Origin of the sequence: Micromonospora sp. NPDC049051 (assembly GCF_043197575.1) — a bacterium.
Classification (GTDB): Bacteria; Actinomycetota; Actinomycetes; order Mycobacteriales; family Micromonosporaceae; genus Micromonospora.
Map to the genome: position 1 here is coordinate 325,937 of NZ_JBICTL010000002.1, position 19,243 is coordinate 345,179.

Consider the following 19,243-nt stretch of genomic DNA (forward strand, 5'->3'; position numbering starts at 1 on the left):
CATGGGTACGTACGCGGTGACGGGCGCCGCCTCGGGCATGGGCAGGGCCTCGGCCGATCGGCTGCGCGCCGACGGCCACACCGTCATCGGCGTGGACCTGCGCGACGTCGAGGTCGTCGCCGACCTGTCCACCCCGCAGGGACGCGCGGCGGCGGCGGCCGACGTCCTGGAGCGCGCCGGCGGCCGGCTCGACGGCGCGGTCTGCGCCGCCGGGCTCGGCGGCATCCCGGGACGCGACGGCCTCGTGCAGCAGGTCAACTACTTCGGCGTCGTGGACCTGCTGGAGGCGTGGCGGCCCGCGCTGGCCCTCGCCGGCAACAGCAAGGTCGTGGTCTTCGGGTCGAACTCCACCACCCTCACCCCGATGGTCCCCGAAAGCGCTGTGCGAGCCCTGCTCGCCCGCGACGCCGCCAAGGCGCTGCGCGTGGTGGGCCGCTTCCGCAGCCGCTCCGCGCCCTTCGCGTACGCCAGCTCGAAGATGGCCGTGACGCGGTGGGCGCGGCGCAGCGCGATCTCATCGCAGTGGGCCGGCGCCGGCATCCGGGTCAACGTCCTCGCCCCCGGCATCATCGCCACCCCGCTACTCGATGAGCAGATCGCCCGCGGCGAGAAGGACGCCGTCGAAGGGCTGGCGGTGCCGATCGGCGGACGCGGCAACCCGAAAGACGTCGGCGACTGGGTGGCATTCATGCTCTCGCCGGCCGCAGACTTCCTCTGCGGCTCGGTGATCTTCCTCGACGGCGGATCCGACGCCTGGTTCCGCACCGACGACTGGCCCGCCTCCACCGGCCCCGCCGGAGTGCTCCGCTACCTGCGGCGGGCCAAGGAATGGCGCAACCGGCGCTGACCCGGCCACCCACCGGCTCACGTGGGAATCAGGCGACGCACCGCCGGCCGGGACGGCGGTGGACCGGGTCGTCAGGGTGATGGGGTGCTTGGCCGCGCGCGAAAGGATCTCGCGCAGTAGGTTGAATCGGTGACTGGACGGTTTCCGATCGAAGACGTCTCCCCCGTCGTCTCCTGCGGTCGCTACCCGGCCAAGGCGGTGGTCGACGAGCCGGTGCCGGTGTCCGCCCGCGCCTACCGGGAGGGGCACGACGCCCTCGGCTGCAACGTCGCCTGGCGCGGTCCCGACGGGCAGGACCGGCCGTTCACCCGGATGCGTCCCGGCGAACCCGGGCAGGACCGTTGGCACGCCGTGATCCGCCCCGACGCGATCGGCGAGTGGGTCTTCGCCGTCGAGGCGTTCCAGGATCCGTACCTGACCTGGCAGAACGCGGTCACCAAGAAGATCGCCGCCGGGCAGGGGCCGGAGGACCTGGCCAACGATCTCGCCGAGGGCGTACGCGTGCTGAGCGCGGCCGTGGAGCTGGTGCCGGCCGGCGACGCGGGTCGGGTCCGCGCGGCGGTGGCGGCGCTGGGCGATGCCGGCAAGGAGCTGCCCCGGCGGGTCGCCCCGGCGCTCGCGCTGGCCGACCTGCTCTGGGAGCACCCCGTCCGCGAACTGGTCACCACGGGCGACGAGCGCCGCATCTGGGTGGACCGCAAGCGCGCGCTCTTCTCCGCCTGGTACGAGTTCTTCCCCCGCTCCGAGGGCGCCGTCCCGGCCACCGTCGACGCCCCGGCGCGCTCCGGCACGTTCGCGACCGCCGTCGAGCGCCTGCCGGGCGTCGCCGCGATGGGCTTCGACGTGCTCTACCTGCCGCCGATCCACCCGATCGGCCGGGTCAACCGCAAGGGCCGCAACAACTCGCTCACCGCCGGGCCGGACGACGTCGGCTCACCGTGGGCGATCGGCGCCGCCGAGGGCGGCCACGACGCCATCCACCCCGACCTGGGTACGCCGGAGGACTTCCGGGACTTCGTCGGCGCCGCCGCCGAGCAGGGCATCGAGGTGGCGATGGACCTGGCGTTGCAGTGCGCGCCGGACCACCCGTGGGTGACCGAGCACCCGGAGTGGTTCACCACCCAGGCCGACGGCAGCATCGCGTACGCGGAGAATCCGCCGAAGAAGTACCAGGACATCTACCCGCTGAACTTCGACAACGACCCCGACGGCATCCGGGCGGAGATCCTGCGGGTGGTGCTGCACTGGGTCGGCGAGGGCATCCGGATCTTCCGGGTGGACAACCCGCACACCAAGCCGTTCGACTTCTGGCACTGGCTGATCGCCGAGGTGAAGAAGGTCGACCCGGACGTGCTCTTCCTCGCCGAGGCGTTCACCCGGCCGGCGATCATGCACGGGCTCGGCAAGATCGGGTTCACCCAGTCGTACACGTACTTCACCTGGCGCACCTCGGCCGCCGAGATGCGGGCGTACTGCGAGGAGCTGGTGGCGGCGGCCGACTACATGCGGCCGAACTTCTGGCCCAACACGCCGGACATCCTGCATGAGTCGTTGCAGCACGGCGGCCCGCCGATGTTCAAGATCCGGGCGGTGCTGGCCGCGCTGCTCTCCCCCTCGTGGGGCATGTACGCCGGCTACGAGCTGTTCGAGCACACCGCCCGCCCCGGCGCGGAGGAGTACCTCGACAACGAGAAGTACGAGCTGCGCCCCCGCGCCTGGGCCGACGCGCAGGCGCAGGGCCGTTCCCTCGCCCCGTTCATCGCCGTGCTCAACCGCGTACGCCGGGAGAACCCGGCGCTGCACCACCTGCGCAACCTGCGCTTCCACGACATCGACAACCCGGCGCTGCTCTGCTGGTCCAAGCACGACCCGGAGACGGGCAACACGGTGCTCGTGGTCTGCTCGTTCGACCCGCAGGCCGTGCAGTGGGGCAACACCACGCTCGACATGCCCGCGCTCGGGCTCGACTGGCACGACCGGTTCACGGTGCACGACGAGCTGACCGGCACCAGCTACGACTGGGGCCAGCGCAACGCCGTACGCCTCGACCCGTACCTGCAACCGGCGCACGTGCTGACGGTGCGCCGCCCGGCCGCCGATCCCGACGCCGGCCCGGCAGCGGCGACCGGGGCGCCGGACCTGACCGTCGCCGACGTCCCCGACGATCTCTCGGGCGGCACCGCCCCCACCGCTCCCGCCCAGGAGGACGACGCCCGATGGACCAGCTGATCGCCGGCGCCACGCACGACCCGCACGCCATCCTCGGCGCGCATCCGGCCGACGGGCGGACGGTCGTCCGGACGCTGCGCCGGGGCGCCGCCGACGTCGCCGTCGTGGTGGACGGCGTACGGCAGCCCATGCGGCGGGTGCACGACGTCGGGGTGTTCGAGGCGGAGGTGCCGGGCGAGGTGCTCGACTACCGCGTCGAGGTCGACGGCCGCCTCCACGACGACCCGTACCGCTACCCGCCCACCGTGGGCGAGCTGGACCTGCACCTGATCGGCGAGGGCCGCCACGAGCGGCTCTGGGAGGCCCTCGGCGCCCGGGTCTTCGACGAGGGCGTGGCGTTCACCGTCTGGGCGCCGAACGCGCGCGGGGTCCGGGTGATCGGCGACTTCGCGGGCTGGGCGCCCGACGACGGCTGGCCGATGCGCTCGCTCGGCGGCAGCGGGGTGTGGGAGCTGTTCGTGCCGGGCGTCGGCGCCGGCGACCGCTACAAGTACCGCGTCCTGGGCGCCGACGGGCAGTGGCGGGACAAGGCCGACCCCATGGCGGCGTACGCGGAGGTGCCGCCGGCGACCGCGTCGGTGGTGCACCGCTCGACGTACGAGTGGGGCGACGCCGACTGGCTGGAGCGGCGTGGCCGTCGGCAGCCGCACCAGGAGCCGATGAGCGTCTACGAGGTGCACCTCGGCTCGTGGCGCCCCGGCCTGAGCTACCGGGAGTTGGCCGAGCAGCTGACCGCGTACGTGACGGGGCTGGGCTTCACCCACGTGGAGTTCCTGCCCGTCATGGAGCACCCGTTCGGTGGATCCTGGGGCTACCAGGTCACCGGCTACTACGCGCCGACGTCCCGCTTCGGCGACCCCGACGAGTTCCGCCACCTCGTCGACGCCCTGCACGCCGCCGGGATCGGCGTCATCCTGGACTGGGTGCCCGCGCACTTCCCCAAGGACGAGTGGGCGCTGGCGCGCTTCGACGGCACCGCCCTCTACGAGCACCCCGACCCGCGCCGGGGCGAGCACCCCGACTGGGGCACGTACGTCTTCGACTTCGGTCGCCCCGAGGTGCGCAACTTCCTGGTCGCCAACGCGCTCTACTGGTGCGAGCAGTTCCACGTCGACGGGCTGCGGGTGGACGCGGTGGCCTCGATGCTCTACCTGGACTACTCCCGGCAGGAGGGGCAGTGGCTGCCCAACCGGTACGGCGGCCGGGAGAATCTGGAGGCCATCGCGTTCATGCAGGAGGTGAACGCGACGGTCTACAAGCACCACGCCGGGGTGGTGCTAATCGCCGAGGAGTCCACCGCCTGGCCGGGGGTCACCCGCGCCACGGCCGACGGCGGGCTCGGCTTCGGGTTCAAGTGGAACATGGGCTGGATGCACGACACCCTGCTCTACACCTCGAAGGACCCGGTCTACCGGCAGCACCACCACCATCAGCTCACGTTCTCCCTGGCGTACGCCTGGAGCGAGAACTACGTGCTGCCGATCAGCCACGACGAGGTGGTGCACGGCAAGGGCTCCCTGGCCGGGAAGATGCCCGGCGACACCTGGCAGCGGCTGGCCAACGTACGCGCCCTGCTGGCGTACATGTGGGCGCACCCGGGCAAGCAGTTGCTCTTCATGGGCTGCGAGCTGGCCGACGACCGGGAGTGGAGCGAGGAGCGGGGCCTCGACTGGTACCTGCTGCACGACCCGGCTCGCGCCGGCGTGCAACGCCTCGTCGGCGACCTGAACCGCGTCTACCGGGACACCCCGGCGCTGTGGGCGCAGGACACCGAGCCGGCCGGCTTCCGCTGGATCGCCGGCGACGACGTCGCCAACAACACGGTCTCGTTCGTCCGGATCGCCCCCGACGGCGCGACCCTGGTCTGCGTGGCGAACTTCTCCGCCCGGCCGCTGGAGGACTACCGGATCGGGCTGCCGGCCGGCGGCACCTGGACGGAGGTGCTCAACACCGACGCCCACCACTACGGCGGCTCGGGGGTGGGCAACCTGGGCGAGGTGCACGCCGAGGACGTGCCGTGGCACGGGATGCCGGCCTCCGCGGCGATGCGGGTGCCGCCGCTCGGCGTCCTCTGGCTGCGCCGCGACCAGACCTGACCGACGCGGGAGATCCTGGCAGGGAGTCCGCCCCCGGAGGGACGCCCGCCTACCAGGATCTCCCGCTGTCGGTGCGGCTCAGAGTCGGGTGATCCGGACGGCGTCGGCGACGACGTACCCCGTCGTGCTCGTCCAGCGGCTGACCCCGACGACCTGGCGCGTCCCCGCTGCGAGGTCGTAGGTGCCCAGCACCTGCCACTGCCCACCGCCGGTGCGCTGGTCGACCTTGGCCGTCACGGTCCCGTTCGCCGTCGCCACCAGGTGCGGCGTGGCGCTGTTGTAGCCGGGGTCGGCCGGGTACCAGACCTCGATCCGGTACGAGCCGGCGGCGGGCAGCGTGGCGGTGAACCAGGCCGGGTCGCTGACCGCCTCGGGGTTCGCGAACCGGTAGTTGGCCCCGTAGCGCGTCGCGAGGTACGACGACGTGCCCCAGGTGCTGGCAGCGGTGAAGCCGCCGGCGGTGGCGTTGTCCACGATCACGCTGAACGTCGCGCCGGTGCCGGTGACGGTCCGCGCGTTGCTGGCCACGCTCTCGTGGTGCAGCCGGTCCAGCGCGGTCACCAGGTAGCGGTACGTCGAGCCGGCCGCGGCGGTGGCGTCGACGAACGTCCCGGTCGTGCCCGAGGCGCGGACCGTGCCGAGCAGGTTCCGCGCGTCGGCCAGGTCGCAGGCGTCGACCGCGCCGTCGCCGGGCAGCCGGTACACCGCGTACGCGGCGGTGCTGCCGGTGGCGCCGCGCTGCCAGGTGAGGGTCACGCCGCCGGTGCCGCGTACCGCCGAGGTGAGGTTCGGTGCGGCGGGCGCGGCACCGCCCACCCCGGCCGGCACCAGCGCGGGCCGGCGGTAGTGGTCGGTCGCCACCCGGGAGACGGCGCCGATTCGGTCGGCGCGGACGTCCTTGGCGCTGAAGTGGATGTCGCCGAGGATCCGGGGGTAGGTGCGGTTCAGCGTCAGGTGGTCGGTCAGCTCGGCCGGGTCCTGCCAGGCGGCGTCCTGCCCGGACGCCCCGGCCCGGTAGGTGGCCTGCCCGACGAACAGCTGCACGTCGGTGCCGGTCACGGTCTCGGACCACCAGCGGACCAGCTCCGCGTAGTCGGCCGCCGTGTGGCCGATGTGCCAGTAGATCTGCGGGGCGATGTAGTCGATCCAGCCCTGCCGCACCCAGCGGCGGGTGTCGGCGTAGATCGCGTCGTACGACTGGAGGCCGGTGGTACGCGAGCCGAGCGGGTCGGTGCCGGCGTTGCGCCAGATGCCGAACGGGCTGACGCCGAGCCGCACCCACGGCTTGACCGCCTGGATCCGGTTGTGCATCTCCTGGACCAGCAGGTTGACGTTGTTGCGCCGCCAGTCGCCGATGTTGCTGAACCCGGCGCCGTACTGGGCGTAGGTCGCGGCGTCGGGGAAGCCCCCGCCGCTGCCCGGGTACGGGTAGAAGTAGTCGTCCCAGTGCACCGCGTCGATGTCGTAGCGGCGGACGGCGTCCATCATGGCGTCCTGCACGAAGGCGCGGACGGCCGGGATGCCGGGGTTGTAGTAGAGCTGACCGTTGTAGGCGACGGCCCAGCCCGCGTTCTTGCGGGCCGGGTGGCTGGCCGCCAGCTTGGTGAGGTCGGTGTGGTTGGCCACCCGGTACGGGTTGAACCAGGCGTGGAACTCCAGGTTGCGGGCGTGCGCCTCGGCGACCATGAAGGCCAGCGGGTCGTAGCCGGGGTTGGTGCCCTGGGTGCCGGTGAGCCACTGCGACCACGGCTCGTACGTCGACGGCCAGAACGCGTCGGCGGTGGGGCGGATCTGCACGACGACCGCGTTCATCCGCCGTTGCTGGGCCAGGTCGAGCCAGCCCCGGTACTCCGCCTGCTGGGCGGCCGGGGTGAGCCCGGTGCGGCTGGGCCAGTCGATGTTGGCCACGCTGGCGATCCACATGCCGCGGAACTGCCGCTTCGGGGTGGCCGGGTCGGTCACGCAGGCCGCCTGGGCGGCGACGGGGACGGTGTCCGGCGTGGCGGGACGGGAGACGGGGGCGGCCGTGGGGACGGCCGCGCCGAGCGCCAGCGCCGCCACCAGCGCCAGCCCGGGAAGGAATCGACCATAGTCTCTACGCACGAAAAGATGTTCAACGTTGTCGCGCAGTTTCGCAAGTATTCTTCACATGATTCACCGACCGGGGTCACTGGATGACCGACGGTGAGAGGCCAACCGGACGCGGGCCGGCCGGGACGGGGCGGGGCGACGGACGGCAGTGCCTGAGACCGGCCGCCCACTGCCGCCCTTCCCACCGCCGCGGGCCTCAGGAGGCCGGAGACCCCCTCAGGCGCCTGCGCTCGACAGCGCTCGTCGCCGTCACCACGCTCAGCGACGGCACGTCCTTCGCGACGACGGCGCCCGCGCCGACGACCGAGCCGCGGCCGATCGTCACGCCGGGAGTGATCGTGGCCGCGGCGCCGATCCACACGTCGTCCTCGATGACGATGGGCGCGTGGGTGATGAAGTCGTACCGTTCGGCGGGCTCGACCGGGTGCCCGGACGTGCTCAGGGTCACCCGGGGACCGATCATGACGCGGTCACCGATGGTGATTCCCCCGTAGTCGAGGAAGAAGCATCCCTGATTGATGAACACCCGCTCTCCGAACGACGCTCCAAGCCCGTAGTCGCAGTAGAACGGGGGCAGGATGGACAGCGAGTCGGGGACCGGCCCACCGAAGATCTCGGTCAGCACCGTCCGGCGCGCGTCGAGGTCGTCGAACGGCAGCGCGTTGAGGCGCGCGGTCAGGTTCATGACGAGCCGTACGCGCTCCGCGAAGGCTCGTGTCTCCGGCGTCCGGGTCCGTAGGCGTCGCTCGTTGCGCACGAGGCGATGCTGGCACAGCGGGCCAGCCACCCGGTGACGACCCCGGCCGGGAACGCGTCACCGCTCGACGCCGTCGGCGCTGGTCGGCGGACGACTCGACGCGGCGTGGGGGCACTATCGTTCTGGCGTGCACATCCGTTTCGACGTCCCCGCCGATCCCGCCTACCCGGGCCGGGTCGCTGCCGCACTCAGCAGCGTGCGGCTGCGCAAGTTCGGTTACATCGGCGCCGTGCTGGTGGCGGTCGGGGTGATCGGTTTCGCCGTCTCGCGGGGGTTCGCGTGGGGCGAGAAGATCTCGCCGCTGTCCCTGACGCTGGTCCTGGGCGGCCTGCTGTCGATGCTGTACTCGCCGTGGGTGCGGCTACGCGCCCGGCGCCGCTCCGGGCGCTACGCCGTCGAGGGCGCCTACGACATCACCGACGACAACATCATGATGCGTAGCGGCTCGGAGTCCGGCGGCATCGCCTGGGACGGGGTGACCCAGGTGAGGGACACCCCCGAGTTCTGGATCGTGTACGTCGGCCGGATGCCGGCGACCGTGATCCCACGCCACCTGATGTCCCCCGAGGACGCCGAGACGCTGCGCGCCCACATGGCCGGACGCGGGCTGCTCCAGCCCCGGTGAACCCCGCCTGGCGTCAGACCAGGCCGGCGTCGCGCAGCAGCTTCCACAGGCCCGCGCCGTCGGGCGCGGAGAGCCACTTCTGCCCCACCGGCCCCGCCGAGGACTCGCCGGGCGCAGCCGGCAGGCCACCGGCCAGCACCGCCTGCGTCGGCGACAGCCGGCGGATCGCCACCCCGGCCACGTTCTGCGGGTGGGCGGCGGCGAACTCGCGGTAGATCTCCTGGTCGTGCTGCCCGTCGTCGCCGACCAGCAGCCACTTCACGTCGGGGAACTCCCGCGCCAGCCGGGCCAGGGTGACCCGCTTGTGCTCCCGGCCGCTGCGGAACCAGCGGTCGGCCGTCGGCCCCCAGTCGGTCAGCAGCAGCGGCCCGGCCGGGTAGAGGTGCCGGGACAGGAACCGGGTCAGTGTCGGCGCCACGTTCCAGGCGCCGGTGGAGAGGTAGAAGACCGGGGCGCCGGGGTGGGCGGTGACCAGCCGCTCGTAGAGCACCGCCATGCCGGGCACGGCGGTGCGGGCGTGCTCGTCGAGGACGAACGTGTTCCAGGCGGCGAGCAGCGGGCGGGGCAGCGCGGTGACCATGACCGTGTCGTCGATGTCGGAGAGGATGCCGAAGCGCACGTCCGGATCGAGGATGCGCACCGGCGCCTCGACCGGCTCGGCGTCCGGCATGCTGATCCGCACCGAGCCCCAGCCGGGCGGCAGGTCCGCCTCGACCACGGCGTCGACGAACCCGCTGCGGTCGGCCTGCGCCTCGTGCCGTCCCCCGCCGGCCTCGATGGTGACCGTGACGTGCTTGGCCGGGAGCGTGGTGAAGCTGCGCCACCCGCGTACCTTCTCCAGCCGGCCCCGCTGGCGGGTGTCCGGCCGGCCCAGCAGCACCCGGCACATCACCCGCACCCAGCCGGGCGCGCCGTAGCCGGTGTACGCGATGATGTTCGTCCGCCAGCCGGTGCGCCGCAGCCGGCGCTCGACCAGCGAGTGGACGGCGTCCTCGATCCGCGCGGCCCGGTGCAGGGTGGGTACGGCCAACTGGCCGGCGGCAGTGGGTGGCACGCCAGCAACCCTGCCACAACCTGGCCACCTCGGCCACGCGAGGCGATCTTCCCGGCCGCTGGCTGCGCCGATCCGCCCCGCCCGGCCCCGGCGGCGTGAAACACTCCGGTCGGGACGACGACGGGGGCGTTGGTCGTGTCGCAACCTGTGCGCAAGCCGTGGCGGTGGCGGGGGCGGTGGCAGCTCGACCGGCCGGCGCTCGTCGCACTGCTGCTCGGGCTGGCCGGGGTCGGCTACCGGCTGGTCCTGACCCTGCACACGGTGCCCGTCTCCAACAGCGACGAGGCGACGTTCGGGCTGGCCGCGCTGCACATCGCGCAGGGCCGCGGGCTGCCCGTCTTCCTCTACGGGCAGCGCTACATGGGGGTGTTGGAGTCCTACCTGGCCGCGCCGCTGGTCGCGGTGGCCGGGCCGAGCTGGCCGCTGCTGCGCCTGCCGCTGCTGCTGCTCTACGCCCTTTTCCTGTGGCTGATGTACCGGCTGACCCGGCGGATCTGCTCGCCCTGGTTCGCCACGGGGGTCGTCGGGCTGCTGGCGCTCGGCGGGGAACGGGTGGTCCGGGACCAGCTCACCGTGGTCGGCGGCCGTCCCGAGGTCAAGGTCGCGGTGCTGCTGATGCTGCTGGTCACGGTGGGACTCGCCCGGGGGACGGTACGGCACCGCCGGCTGGCCGTCGGGCTCTTCGGCCTGCTCGCCGGGGTCTCCGTCTGGTCGGACTGGCTGATCCTGCCCTACCTGGCGGTGGCCGCGCTGGCGCTGGTGTGGGTGGCCCGCCGGGAACTGCTCGGCGTGGCCGGGGTGCTGCTCCTGGCCGGGTTCGTCGTCGGGATCGCACCGATGATCCGGGACAACCTCCTCGCCCCGCCGGGCGAGGACTCGCTGTCGGTGTTCCGGGAGATCAGCACCCGGGCCGGGCCGACGCCGCCGTGGTCGCGGCGGCTCGACGGCGGGCTGCTGGAAGGGGTGCCGCTCGCCACCGGCCTCTGCCCCGTGGACGGCTGCGCGCGCTGGCAGGGGTGGTTCGGGCTGCTCTACCCGGTGCTGCTGGCGGTCGCCGCCGGGTTCGCCGTCCTCGCGTACCGCCGGGCCGCGGGTGCGTCGCGCGGCGGGCGGGTCGCCCCGGTGGTGCACCTCGCGCTGGTCGTCGGCGCGGCGCTGACCCTGCTGTCGTACGTGCGCAGCCCGCTGGCCGCCACCAGCCCGCTGGACAACGCCCGGTACCTGTCGGTGCTGCAACTCTCCCTGCCGGCGGTGCTCTGGCCGCTCTGGGTGGCGGCGGTCGCCTGCTGGCGGGGCACGGTCGGGGCGCTCGGCCGGCTGGCCGGGGCGCTGGCCACCGCCGCGCTCGCCGCGCTGGCCGCGACCATGCTGGTGGTCACCGTGCTGTTCGCCGGCGCCGGCGTCGCGGCGTCCCGCGTCGAGGAGCGGCAGGCCCGCGAGCTGGCCGACCGGCTGCGCGCCAGCGGCCCCCGCGAGGTGTACGGGGACTACTGGACCTGCAACCGGCTGATCTTCAACACGGCCGAGGGGGTGGTGTGCGCGGTGCTCGACGGCGAGCTCACCCCCGGGCAGAACCGCTACCGGCCGTACTGGCGGCAGGTGGGACGAGCCGACCGGCCCGGGTACGTGCTGGAGGCAGGATCGGCGGCGGAGCGGCGGCTGCGCGGTCTGTTGGGCGACCGGGCCGACGCCGCGCTGGTGGCCGAGGTGGGCGGGTATCGCGTGTACCACCCGCAGACGCCGGTACGACCGTGGCGGTAGGACCGGCCCGTACGCTGGCCGCACCGGTGCGCGCACGCCGCGCCGGACGAGGAGTCCACCGATGCTCATCCTGTTGCCGCCCTCCGAGGGAAAGGCCGACGCCGGCACCGGCCGGCGGCTGGACCTCGCCCGGCTCTCCCTGCCGGAGCTGACCGGCGCCCGGGAGGAGGTGCTGACGGCGCTGGTCGCGCTCTGCGCCGACGGCGACGAGGAGGCGGCCCGGGCGGCGCTGGGGCTCAGCGAGGGCCAACGCGGCGAGCTGCGCCGCAACGCCCGGCTGCGGGCGGCGGCCACCGCGCCCGCCGGCCGCGTCTACACCGGGGTGCTCTACGAGGCGCTCGACCTCGCCACGCTGCCGGCGACCGCGCAGCGGGCGGCCCGCCGGTCGGTGCTGATCAGCTCGGGACTCTGGGGCGCGGTACGCCTCACCGACCGCATCCCGCCCTACCGGTGCCCGATCGGGGCGCGGCTGCCGGGGCCCGGCGCGCTGTCGGCGTACTGGCGGCGGGCGCTCGCGCCCGCGATGGCCGAGGCGGCCGGCGACGGGCCCGTGCTCGACCTGCGCTCCGGCGCGTACGCGGCCACCTGGGCGCCGCGCGGCGAGGTGGCCGAGCGCACGGTGACCGTCCGGGTGCTGCACGAGCGGGAGGTCGACGGCGTGCCCGTCCAGACGGTGGTGAGCCACTTCAACAAGGCGACCAAGGGCCGGCTGGTCCGTGACCTGCTGACCGCGGGTGCCCGGCCGCGTACGGTCGACGGGCTGCTGACCGCGTTGCGCGACCTGAAGTACCAGGTGCGGGAGCAGCCCGGCCCGCCGAACCGGTCACGCCAGGTCGACGTGATCGTCACCGAGCTGTAAATCAGTCGCAAGATTTCCTCAAGGCTGGGGCCGATCGGTTTCCCCGTCGGCGTCGAGGGACCACGGTAGGAGGGACCCCGACGCCGACAAGGAGTGCCTGAGTTGGCTCTTGAACAGATCGTGCTCGATCGGCCGCGCCTGCCCTCGAGCCCGCCGCCGCTGGACTGGTCGACCCTGGCCGACGCGTTCGAGGCCGCCTGCCTGCTGCGCTGCACGCCCCCGCCGACGGTCGCCGGCACCCGTCGGCCGGTGGCGGAGCACCGCCCCCCGTCCGTGGAGTTCAACCGGGAGGAGGCGGCGCACCGGATGGGGCAGCTGCTCGGCCGGCTGGACGTCCCCATCGAGCACGAGGTGACCGTCGGCGGTCTGCGCCGCCGCTACGAGCTGCACCGGCTCTCCGTGCCACGCCAGCACCGGCCCGCGTACGCGCGGGTGCTGGAGGCCGGCTGGCGGCAGGGCCGGCGCGAACTGCTGGGCGGGCCGGTCCCGGGCGCGTCGACCGTACGCCGGGCGTGGCGGCCCCGGCTGGCCGCGGCGGCCTGGCGGGCGGCCCTGCTCGCCGGGGGTCGCCACGTCCGCCGGCACATCCTCGGCGTCCGCATCACCGACCGGGAGCTGGCCGCCGTCCTGGTGCGCGGGGCCGCCCTGCTGGACGTTCCGGCGCTGCTGCGCCCCGGCACCGGGTGTTACCTGGTGTGTGTCGCCGACGGCCCGCACCGCGAGCGGATCCTGCACCGCACGGCGCTGGATCCCGTTTCCGCCCGGTCCTGACCGCCCGGCGGGCACGGTCCGCGCGACGCGCGGCACATCGACGGCCACCGTGGGGGCACCGTCCGGTGCCTGCCCGAGCGGTGGACGGAGGGTTGCGGCCACGGCCCGCACGGCGCAGAGTGCAGCGCGTGAGTCCCACCAGGTTCCGCCGTGCCCGCCTGCGCCCGCTCCGCCCGCCGGCGCTGTTGGCGCTGCTGCTGCTGGTCACGTCGCCCGGCCTGGTCGGCTGCCGGAACGCCCCCGATCCACCGGTGCAGATCCGGATCGCGACCGGCAGCCCGACGGCCGTCTACCACGCCTTCGGGCAGTCGCTGGCCGCCCTGCTCAACCGGGAGCTGCCGGACGTACGGGCCAGTGTGGTGGTGACCGCCGCGTCGGCGGAGAACGTCCAGCTGGTCGGTGCCGGCAAGGCCGAGCTGGGCTTCACCCAGGCCGACGTGCTGCCGGCGGCGCCCGCGGCGCACCCGTCCGTGGTCGCGGTCGCCCGGGTCTACGACGACCTGCTGCACCTGATCACGACCGCCGGTGGTTCCATCCGCACCCTGGCCGACCTGCGCGGCCGGCGGGTGTCCGTGGGGGCGCCCGGGTCCGGCACCGAGATCACCGCCGTCCGGCTGCTGGAGGTGGCGCGGCTGGGCGGTGACCGGGTGCACCAGGAGCGGCTCGGCCTCGACGACTCGGTCGCGGCGCTGCGGGCCGGCACGATCGACGCCTTCTTCTTCTCCGGCGGGCTGCCGGTCCGGGCGGTGGAGCAGCTCACCGACGTCAGCGCGACGCGGATCGTCGACCTCGGCGAATGGACCGGGCCGCTGCGCGAGAGCAACCCGGAGGTCTACGTCTCCCGGGACATCCCCCGCTCCGTCTACGGCACGGACCCGGTGACCACGGTGGCCAACCCGAACTTCCTGATCGTCCGGGCCGACCTGCCGGCGCCGCTGATCCGGGAGGTGACCCGGCTGCTCATGGAGCGCCGCCAGGAGTTGGCCGCCGCGCATCCGGCCGCCGGGCGGATGAGTCCCCGGTCGGCGATCGCCACCGCCCCGTTGCCGTTGCACCCGGGCGCCGCCGACTGGTACCGCGCCGCCAAACCCTGACCGCAGGTCTCCGGCGTCACCGGCCGGCGTCCCGCCCGGCCCTCAACTCGCCGAAGTGGAGTCGCCGGAACCGACGTCGGCGAGAGCCGGGTCGCCGGGAGCGGGGGCTCCGGGAGCCGGATCGGCGCGGTCCGGGCCGTCGGCACCGGGGTCGGCGGGAGCGGCGTCGGCGGGAGCGGGGAACCAGAGGCCCGCGACGAGGCCGCGCGGCTCGCCCCCGTGCATGGTGAGCCGCCCGTCCGAGGCGTCCACCAGCACGGCGACGATGGTGAGGCCCAGGCCGGCCCCGTCGACGTTCTGCACCTCCGGCGCCCGCCAGAACCGCTCGGTCGCCTGCCCGAGCTGGCTCGCCGTCATGCCCGGGCCGGTGTCGCGGACCTCCAGCGCGATCCCGTCGTCGTGACGCCGGACGGTCACCGTCACCACCCCACCGGCGTCGCTGAACTTCACCGCGTTGTCGATCAGCGCGTCGAGTGCCTGGTCGATGGCGGTGGGCACGGTCCGCGCGTACGCCGGGGCGGCCTCGGTCACGAGCCGGAGAGTGATCCGGTGGTGCCGGGCGAGCGGCTCCCAGGCGGCGACCCGGGACATGGCGACGGCCGCCGCGTCGACGGTGACCCGCTGGTTCTCCCGCCGCTCGGCGCGGGCCAGGGTCAGCAACGCGTCCAGCACGAGGGCCAGCCGGTCGGTCTCCTCCAGGGCCAGCTGGTGCTCGGCGCGCCCGTCGGCGTCGGTCAGGCTCGGTCCCAGCTCCTCCACCCGCAGCCGCAGCGCGGTCAGTGGATTGCGCAGCTGGTGGCTGGCGTGCGCGACGAACGCCCGCTGCCGGTCCATCACGTCGGAGACGACGTCGGCCATGTGGTTGAAGCTCGTCGCCAGGCGGCGCAGCTCCGGCGGGCCGAGGCGGTGCTGCACCCGCGCGCCACGGTCCCCCTCGGCGATCTCGTGGGTGACCGCGTCCAGCTCGGTGACCGGGCGCAGCACCCAGCCGGCCAGCCCGAACGCGGTCAGCACGCAGGCCAGTACGGCGAGCAGGCCCGTGCCGGCCAGCACCAGCCACCACACGGTCACGGTCCGCCGGACCGAATCCGCGGGGGTGGTGATGACCACCGCGCCGAGCACCTCGCCGCCGTCGTTGATGGGCACCGCCACCACGATCGGCCCGTCGACCCACGGCCAGACCGAGTCCGGCCCGCTGGCCTGCTGGCCGGAGAGCGCCATGTCCAACGCCTCCCGGGAGCCCGGGGCCAGGCGCCAGGTCCCGGAGGCCGCCACCGTCCCCCGCTCACGGTCGACCACCGCCGCGCCGATGCCGTACAGGGCGTCGTAGCTGCGCAGCTCGTTGGCGAGCGGGCCGGGGGGACCGCCGCGCAGCGCCGGGCCGGCCAGCGAGGCGAACCGGGTGGCGTCGGCGAGCCGGTCGGCGCGTACCCGGTCGGTCTCGCGGGTGGCCAGGGTGATCGCCAGCGGGGTCTCCAGCGCCATCAGGACCAGCACCATCAGCAGCAGGTAACTGATCACCAACCGACGTCGCACGGCGTCCCTCTCACTCGCCGCGCAGCCGGTAGCCGACCCCGCGTACGGTCTCCACCAGACCGGAGTCGCCCAGCTTGCCACGCAGCGATCCGACGTGCACCTCGACCATGTGCCCGTCTCCCCAGGTGGTACCCCAGGCGTCGAGCAGGATCCGCTCCCGGGCGACCGCCACGCCGGGCTGCCGGGCCAGGGAGAGCAGGACGTCGAACTCCTTGCGGGTCAGCGCCACCGGCCGGCCGTCGACGGTGACCGTCCGCGCGGTCACGTCGACGCGTACGGGCCCCACCTCGATCAGGCTGCGCTCCGGCGCCGTGTGCGCCGCCCGGCGCAGCACCGCCTCGATGCGCGCCTGGAGCTCGGTCATCGAGAAGGGCTTGACCACGTAGTCGTCCGCGCCGAGCCGCAGGCCGAGCACCCGGTCGCGTTCCTCGCCACGGGCGGTCACCGCGATGATGCCGAGCTGGCTGCTGCGCCGCCGCAGCTCCCGGCACAGGTCGGTGCCGTCCCCGTCGGGCAGGGTCAGGTCCAGCAGCACCAGATCGCAGGGGGCGGCGCTGAGGGCGGCGGCGACCGTCGCGGCGTGCTCCACGTCGTACCCCCGCCGGGTGAGGGCGGAGGAGAGCGCGGCGGCCACCCGGCGGTCGTCCTCGACCAGCAGGATGCGCACCCTGGCCCCCCGTTCGTCGTGTGTCGACCAGAATCGTGGCAGAAGTACGCCCGCAGCGGGAGGCCCGTCCCGCGCCGACCGGCCGTCACCGCGCGTAGGCTGCCGGAGTGATCTACAAGCTGCTCGCCACCGTCGAGTGGGACGACGCGCTGGCCGCCGGCCACTTCGACGGCACGGCGATGGACCGGCAGTCCGGGTTCGTCCACCTCTCCGGCGCCGACCAGGTGGTCGAGACGGCCCGGCGGTACTTCGCCGGCGCCACCGGGCTGACCCTGCTGACTGTGGACCCGCAGCGGCTGGGCGACGCGCTGCGCTGGGAACCGTCGCGCGACGGGGCGCTCTTCCCGCACCTGTACGGGCCGCTGCCGGTGCCGGCCGTGGTGGCCGCCCACGCGCTGCCGGCGGACGTGCCGGCCGCCGACGCGGTGGCGGCGTTGCTCGACTGAGCGGCTGGCTATGCTACCCGCCGAGCCCATCCCTCCCCGAACCGAACGAGTTGACACATGACTGACAGCAGTTCCACGCCCGCCTCCGTCTTCGTCCACCCGACGGCCGACGTCGAGGAGGGTGCCCGCGTCGGCGACGGCACCAAGGTCTGGCACCTGGCCCACGTCCGGTCCTCGGCGCAGATCGGCGCCGGCTGCGTCATCGGCCGCAACGTGTACGTCGACGCCGGCGTGACGGTCGGTGACCTGGTCAAGATCCAGAACAACGTCTCGGTCTACCAGGGCGTCACCATCGAGGACGAGGTCTTCGTCGGCCCGTGTGCGGTCTTCACCAACGACTTCCGGCCCCGGGCGCAGAATCCGGACTGGACGATCACCCCGACCCTGGTCCGCCGGGGGGCCTCGATCGGCGCCAACGCCACCCTGGTCTGCGGCATCGAGGTCGGCGAGTACGCGATGATCGCCGCCGGTTCCGTGGTGACCCGGGACGTGGCGCCGTACCAGCTCGTCGCCGGCAACCCGGCGCGCCCGAAGGGCTGGGTCGACGAGCGCGGCGAGGTCGTCTCGCGGGACGTCGACAACCCGCCGCAGCGGGGCTGAACGCACGCGGGGGCGGCGCCCGGCACCGACCGGACACCGCCCCCGCCCCGACGCCTCAGCCGCAGAGCCGGTCGATCTCCGCCCGGAACCGGTCCATCGGGTTCGGCTCGTCCGGGCCCAGCAGGTACGTCTTCAGCTCCCGACGTGCCTCGGTCATCGGGTCGCCACCGGCCCGGGTGACCGCGACGATCTTCGCCAGCTCGCCGCAGTCGACACCGAGCAGGTACGCGGCCCGGGCGGTCGGGTACCGGTGGCGGAACTCGTCCTCGGGCAGCCCGGCCGGGTTGGCCACGACGTACGGCCGCTGGCTCTGCATGAAGTCCGAGACCACGCTGGAGATGTCGCTGACCAGCAGGTCGGTCTGGTTGAAGCAGTCGAACAGCCCCGGCGCGCGGCCGGTGACCACGAGGTGCGCGTCGCCGGTCAGCGAGGTCGCGTCGGTGTGCCCGCCGGCGGCGCGGATCCGGCGGACGATCCGGTCGTTGGCCGCCCGCGCCTTGGCCGACCGGCTGCCGGTGAGCGGGTGCGGCTTGTAGATCACCCGCACCCCGGGGGTGGCCAGCAGACCGGCGACGATCCGCTCGCCCATCAGCACCACGGAGGTGTGGTAGACCTCCTCCTCCAGCCAGCCCTCCCAGGTCGGGGCGTACAGCACGGTGAACGGCCGGCCGGTGGCCTCGGCGCCGAAGGTGTGCACGCCGGCCAGCTGCGGCCGGCCGACCTCGACGATGTCGCGGTCGAGCACGCCGACGCCGCTCAGGGCGTAGCGTTCCCGCCCCGCCGGACCGGCCACCCAGACCTCGTCGTACACCTTGCTGTAGGGGTTGACGCTGGCCTGCTTGTCGCTGTCGCCGTGGCCGACGAAGACGTGCTTCACGCCCGGCTCGCGCAGCAGGTGGATGTTGGCGCCCACGTTCGCCACGTAGAGGGCGGCCCGGAGGCTGCCCAGTTCGAGGTTCATGAAGTCGGTGCCGGCGGGTACGCAGATCACCGGCAGGCGGGTGTCGGCGAGCGCCCGGAACGCCTCCTCCTGGCGCATCAGCACCACGGCCCGGCGGCCGGTCGCCTCGACCGGGGCGAGCCACATGTTGGCCTGGTAGACGTCCTTGACCGGGCCGGCGAAGTAGAGCGCGAGGTCCGGCTGCTCCCGGGCCAGCCAGCTCTGCACCACCGGCAGCGCCGAGGTGGCCCGGCCACGCCCGCGCAGCCAGGTCAGCGCGAGCACGGCGGCGACGACCGCGCCCGCCAGCAGGGTGAGCGCCGCGGTGAGCACCACCGGCATCACCTCGTCGATCAGCGCGGCGACCACGGCCGCGGGCACCAGCAGCAGGTTGAGCAGGGGCAGCCGGTCGCCCTCGACGGCGACGGCCCAGGCCGGCGGTCGCGGCGCCCCGGAGGACCGCTTGAGGTCGATGTTGCGGACGAAGGCGACGGCGCCGCGGCGCTCGCCGAGCCGCGCCAGCACCCCCGTGCCGAGGGCGAGCGCCAGCAGCGCCGCGGGCAGCAGCAGGACCAGGACCAGGCCCGTCGGGCCGGGACGGACCACCGTGACGATCAGCAGGACGACCGCCAGGTCCCGGGCCAGGTGCCGGTAGAGCTGCCCGACACCGGCCTTCTCCAGCAGCTCCGCGCCGGCCGGGCGGCGCAGCAGGGTGAGTTCACCGGCGGCGACGGCCAGGCCGGCGACCGCGAAGGGGATCGTCCAGCCGAGGGCCCCGGCCAGCACCATGACGGCGTACGACAGCAGTAGCGCGCCGATGAGTCCGACGTCCGGCTGCCTGCGCAGTTTGCTGAACAAAGACACACTCCC

General features: G+C 73.9%; 16 protein-coding genes. 10 read left to right on the plus strand and 6 right to left on the minus strand.

Annotated features, from left to right (window positions below; translation table 11 throughout):
- The first annotated feature begins 1 nt into the window (after position 1).
- From ACGFIR_RS08800 to glgB, 3 genes are all read left to right on the plus strand, one after another.
- The gene (locus ACGFIR_RS08800; protein ID WP_393144027.1) at positions 2–847 is read left to right on the plus strand and encodes an SDR family oxidoreductase; all 846 of its coding nucleotides are present in this window, start codon (positions 2–4) and stop codon (positions 845–847) included.
- A gap of 129 nt (positions 848–976) precedes the next feature.
- Entirely contained in the window at positions 977–3,076 is a 2,100-nt protein-coding gene (locus ACGFIR_RS08805; RefSeq protein WP_393144029.1) for a maltotransferase domain-containing protein, read from the plus strand.
- Complete coding sequence (gene glgB / locus ACGFIR_RS08810) at positions 3,064–5,172, plus strand: 1,4-alpha-glucan branching protein GlgB (protein WP_393144031.1); 2,109 nt, start codon at positions 3,064–3,066, stop codon at positions 5,170–5,172. The genes ACGFIR_RS08805 and glgB overlap by 13 nt, the downstream gene beginning before the upstream one ends.
- Before the next feature lie 78 nt (positions 5,173–5,250).
- Here glgB and ACGFIR_RS08815 read toward each other — a convergent pair whose 3' ends face one another.
- Together ACGFIR_RS08815 and ACGFIR_RS08820 are read right to left on the minus strand one after the other, a co-directional pair.
- Positions 5,251–7,275: a family 10 glycosylhydrolase gene (locus ACGFIR_RS08815; RefSeq protein ID WP_393006133.1), complete on the minus strand. Its 2,025-nt coding sequence runs from the start codon at positions 7,273–7,275 to the stop codon at positions 5,251–5,253.
- Between the two features lie 184 nt (positions 7,276–7,459).
- Complete coding sequence (locus ACGFIR_RS08820) at positions 7,460–8,020, minus strand: sugar O-acetyltransferase (RefSeq protein WP_393144033.1); 561 nt, start codon at positions 8,018–8,020, stop codon at positions 7,460–7,462.
- Between the two features lie 127 nt (positions 8,021–8,147).
- On the opposite strand from ACGFIR_RS08820, the gene ACGFIR_RS08825 reads away from it, so the two are divergent.
- Complete coding sequence (locus tag ACGFIR_RS08825) at positions 8,148–8,645, plus strand: YcxB family protein (protein WP_393144035.1); 498 nt, start codon at positions 8,148–8,150, stop codon at positions 8,643–8,645.
- Between the two features lie 13 nt (positions 8,646–8,658).
- On the opposite strand, the gene ACGFIR_RS08830 is transcribed toward ACGFIR_RS08825, so the two are convergent.
- The gene (locus ACGFIR_RS08830; RefSeq protein WP_393144037.1) at positions 8,659–9,699 is read right to left on the minus strand and encodes an App1 family protein; all 1,041 of its coding nucleotides are present in this window, start codon (positions 9,697–9,699) and stop codon (positions 8,659–8,661) included.
- Between the two features lie 135 nt (positions 9,700–9,834).
- On the opposite strand from ACGFIR_RS08830, the gene ACGFIR_RS08835 reads away from it, so the two are divergent.
- From ACGFIR_RS08835 to ACGFIR_RS08850, 4 genes are all read left to right on the plus strand, one after another.
- Positions 9,835–11,460, plus strand: a complete 1,626-nt coding sequence (locus ACGFIR_RS08835; RefSeq protein ID WP_393006141.1) for a hypothetical protein — start codon at positions 9,835–9,837, stop codon at positions 11,458–11,460.
- A gap of 61 nt (positions 11,461–11,521) precedes the next feature.
- Positions 11,522–12,319, plus strand: a complete 798-nt coding sequence (gene yaaA, locus ACGFIR_RS08840) for a peroxide stress protein YaaA (protein ID WP_393006143.1) — start codon at positions 11,522–11,524, stop codon at positions 12,317–12,319.
- Between the two features lie 102 nt (positions 12,320–12,421).
- A complete protein-coding gene (locus ACGFIR_RS08845; protein WP_393006145.1) occupies positions 12,422–13,090 on the plus strand; it encodes a hypothetical protein in 669 nt (222 codons plus the stop codon).
- A 119-nt stretch (positions 13,091–13,209) separates the two neighbouring features.
- Positions 13,210–14,184, plus strand: coding sequence for a TAXI family TRAP transporter solute-binding subunit (locus ACGFIR_RS08850; protein ID WP_393144039.1), 975 nt, complete (start codon positions 13,210–13,212; stop codon positions 14,182–14,184).
- 42 nt (positions 14,185–14,226) lie between these two features.
- Here ACGFIR_RS08850 and ACGFIR_RS08855 read toward each other — a convergent pair whose 3' ends face one another.
- Positions 14,227–15,720, minus strand: coding sequence for a sensor histidine kinase (locus ACGFIR_RS08855; protein WP_393006149.1), 1,494 nt, complete (start codon positions 15,718–15,720; stop codon positions 14,227–14,229).
- A gap of 10 nt (positions 15,721–15,730) precedes the next feature.
- On the minus strand, positions 15,731–16,387 hold the full coding sequence (locus ACGFIR_RS08860; protein ID WP_393006151.1) for a response regulator transcription factor: 657 nt from the start codon (positions 16,385–16,387) through the stop codon (positions 15,731–15,733).
- A 107-nt stretch (positions 16,388–16,494) separates the two neighbouring features.
- On the opposite strand from ACGFIR_RS08860, the gene ACGFIR_RS08865 reads away from it, so the two are divergent.
- Together ACGFIR_RS08865 and ACGFIR_RS08870 are read left to right on the plus strand one after the other, a co-directional pair.
- The gene (locus tag ACGFIR_RS08865; protein ID WP_393006153.1) at positions 16,495–16,833 is read left to right on the plus strand and encodes a DUF952 domain-containing protein; all 339 of its coding nucleotides are present in this window, start codon (positions 16,495–16,497) and stop codon (positions 16,831–16,833) included.
- 57 nt (positions 16,834–16,890) lie between these two features.
- Complete coding sequence (locus tag ACGFIR_RS08870) at positions 16,891–17,433, plus strand: acyltransferase (RefSeq protein ID WP_393006155.1); 543 nt, start codon at positions 16,891–16,893, stop codon at positions 17,431–17,433.
- A 55-nt stretch (positions 17,434–17,488) separates the two neighbouring features.
- Here ACGFIR_RS08870 and ACGFIR_RS08875 read toward each other — a convergent pair whose 3' ends face one another.
- Positions 17,489–19,231 (minus strand): CDP-glycerol glycerophosphotransferase family protein, encoded by a 1,743-nt coding sequence (locus ACGFIR_RS08875; protein WP_393006157.1) that lies wholly within the window; start codon positions 19,229–19,231, stop codon positions 17,489–17,491.
- Positions 19,232–19,243 lie beyond the last annotated feature (12 nt).

Excerpts from the sequence above, each read along its gene's own strand:
- ACGFIR_RS08800 (WP_393144027.1), top strand. The coding sequence starts at position 2 with ATGGGTACGTACGCGGTGACGGGCGCCGCCTCGGGCATGGGCAGGGCC.
- glgB (WP_393144031.1), top strand. The coding sequence starts at position 3,064 with ATGGACCAGCTGATCGCCGGCGCCACGCACGACCCGCACGCCATCCTC.
- yaaA (WP_393006143.1), top strand. The coding sequence starts at position 11,522 with ATGCTCATCCTGTTGCCGCCCTCCGAGGGAAAGGCCGACGCCGGCACC.
- ACGFIR_RS08870 (WP_393006155.1), top strand. The coding sequence starts at position 16,891 with ATGACTGACAGCAGTTCCACGCCCGCCTCCGTCTTCGTCCACCCGACG.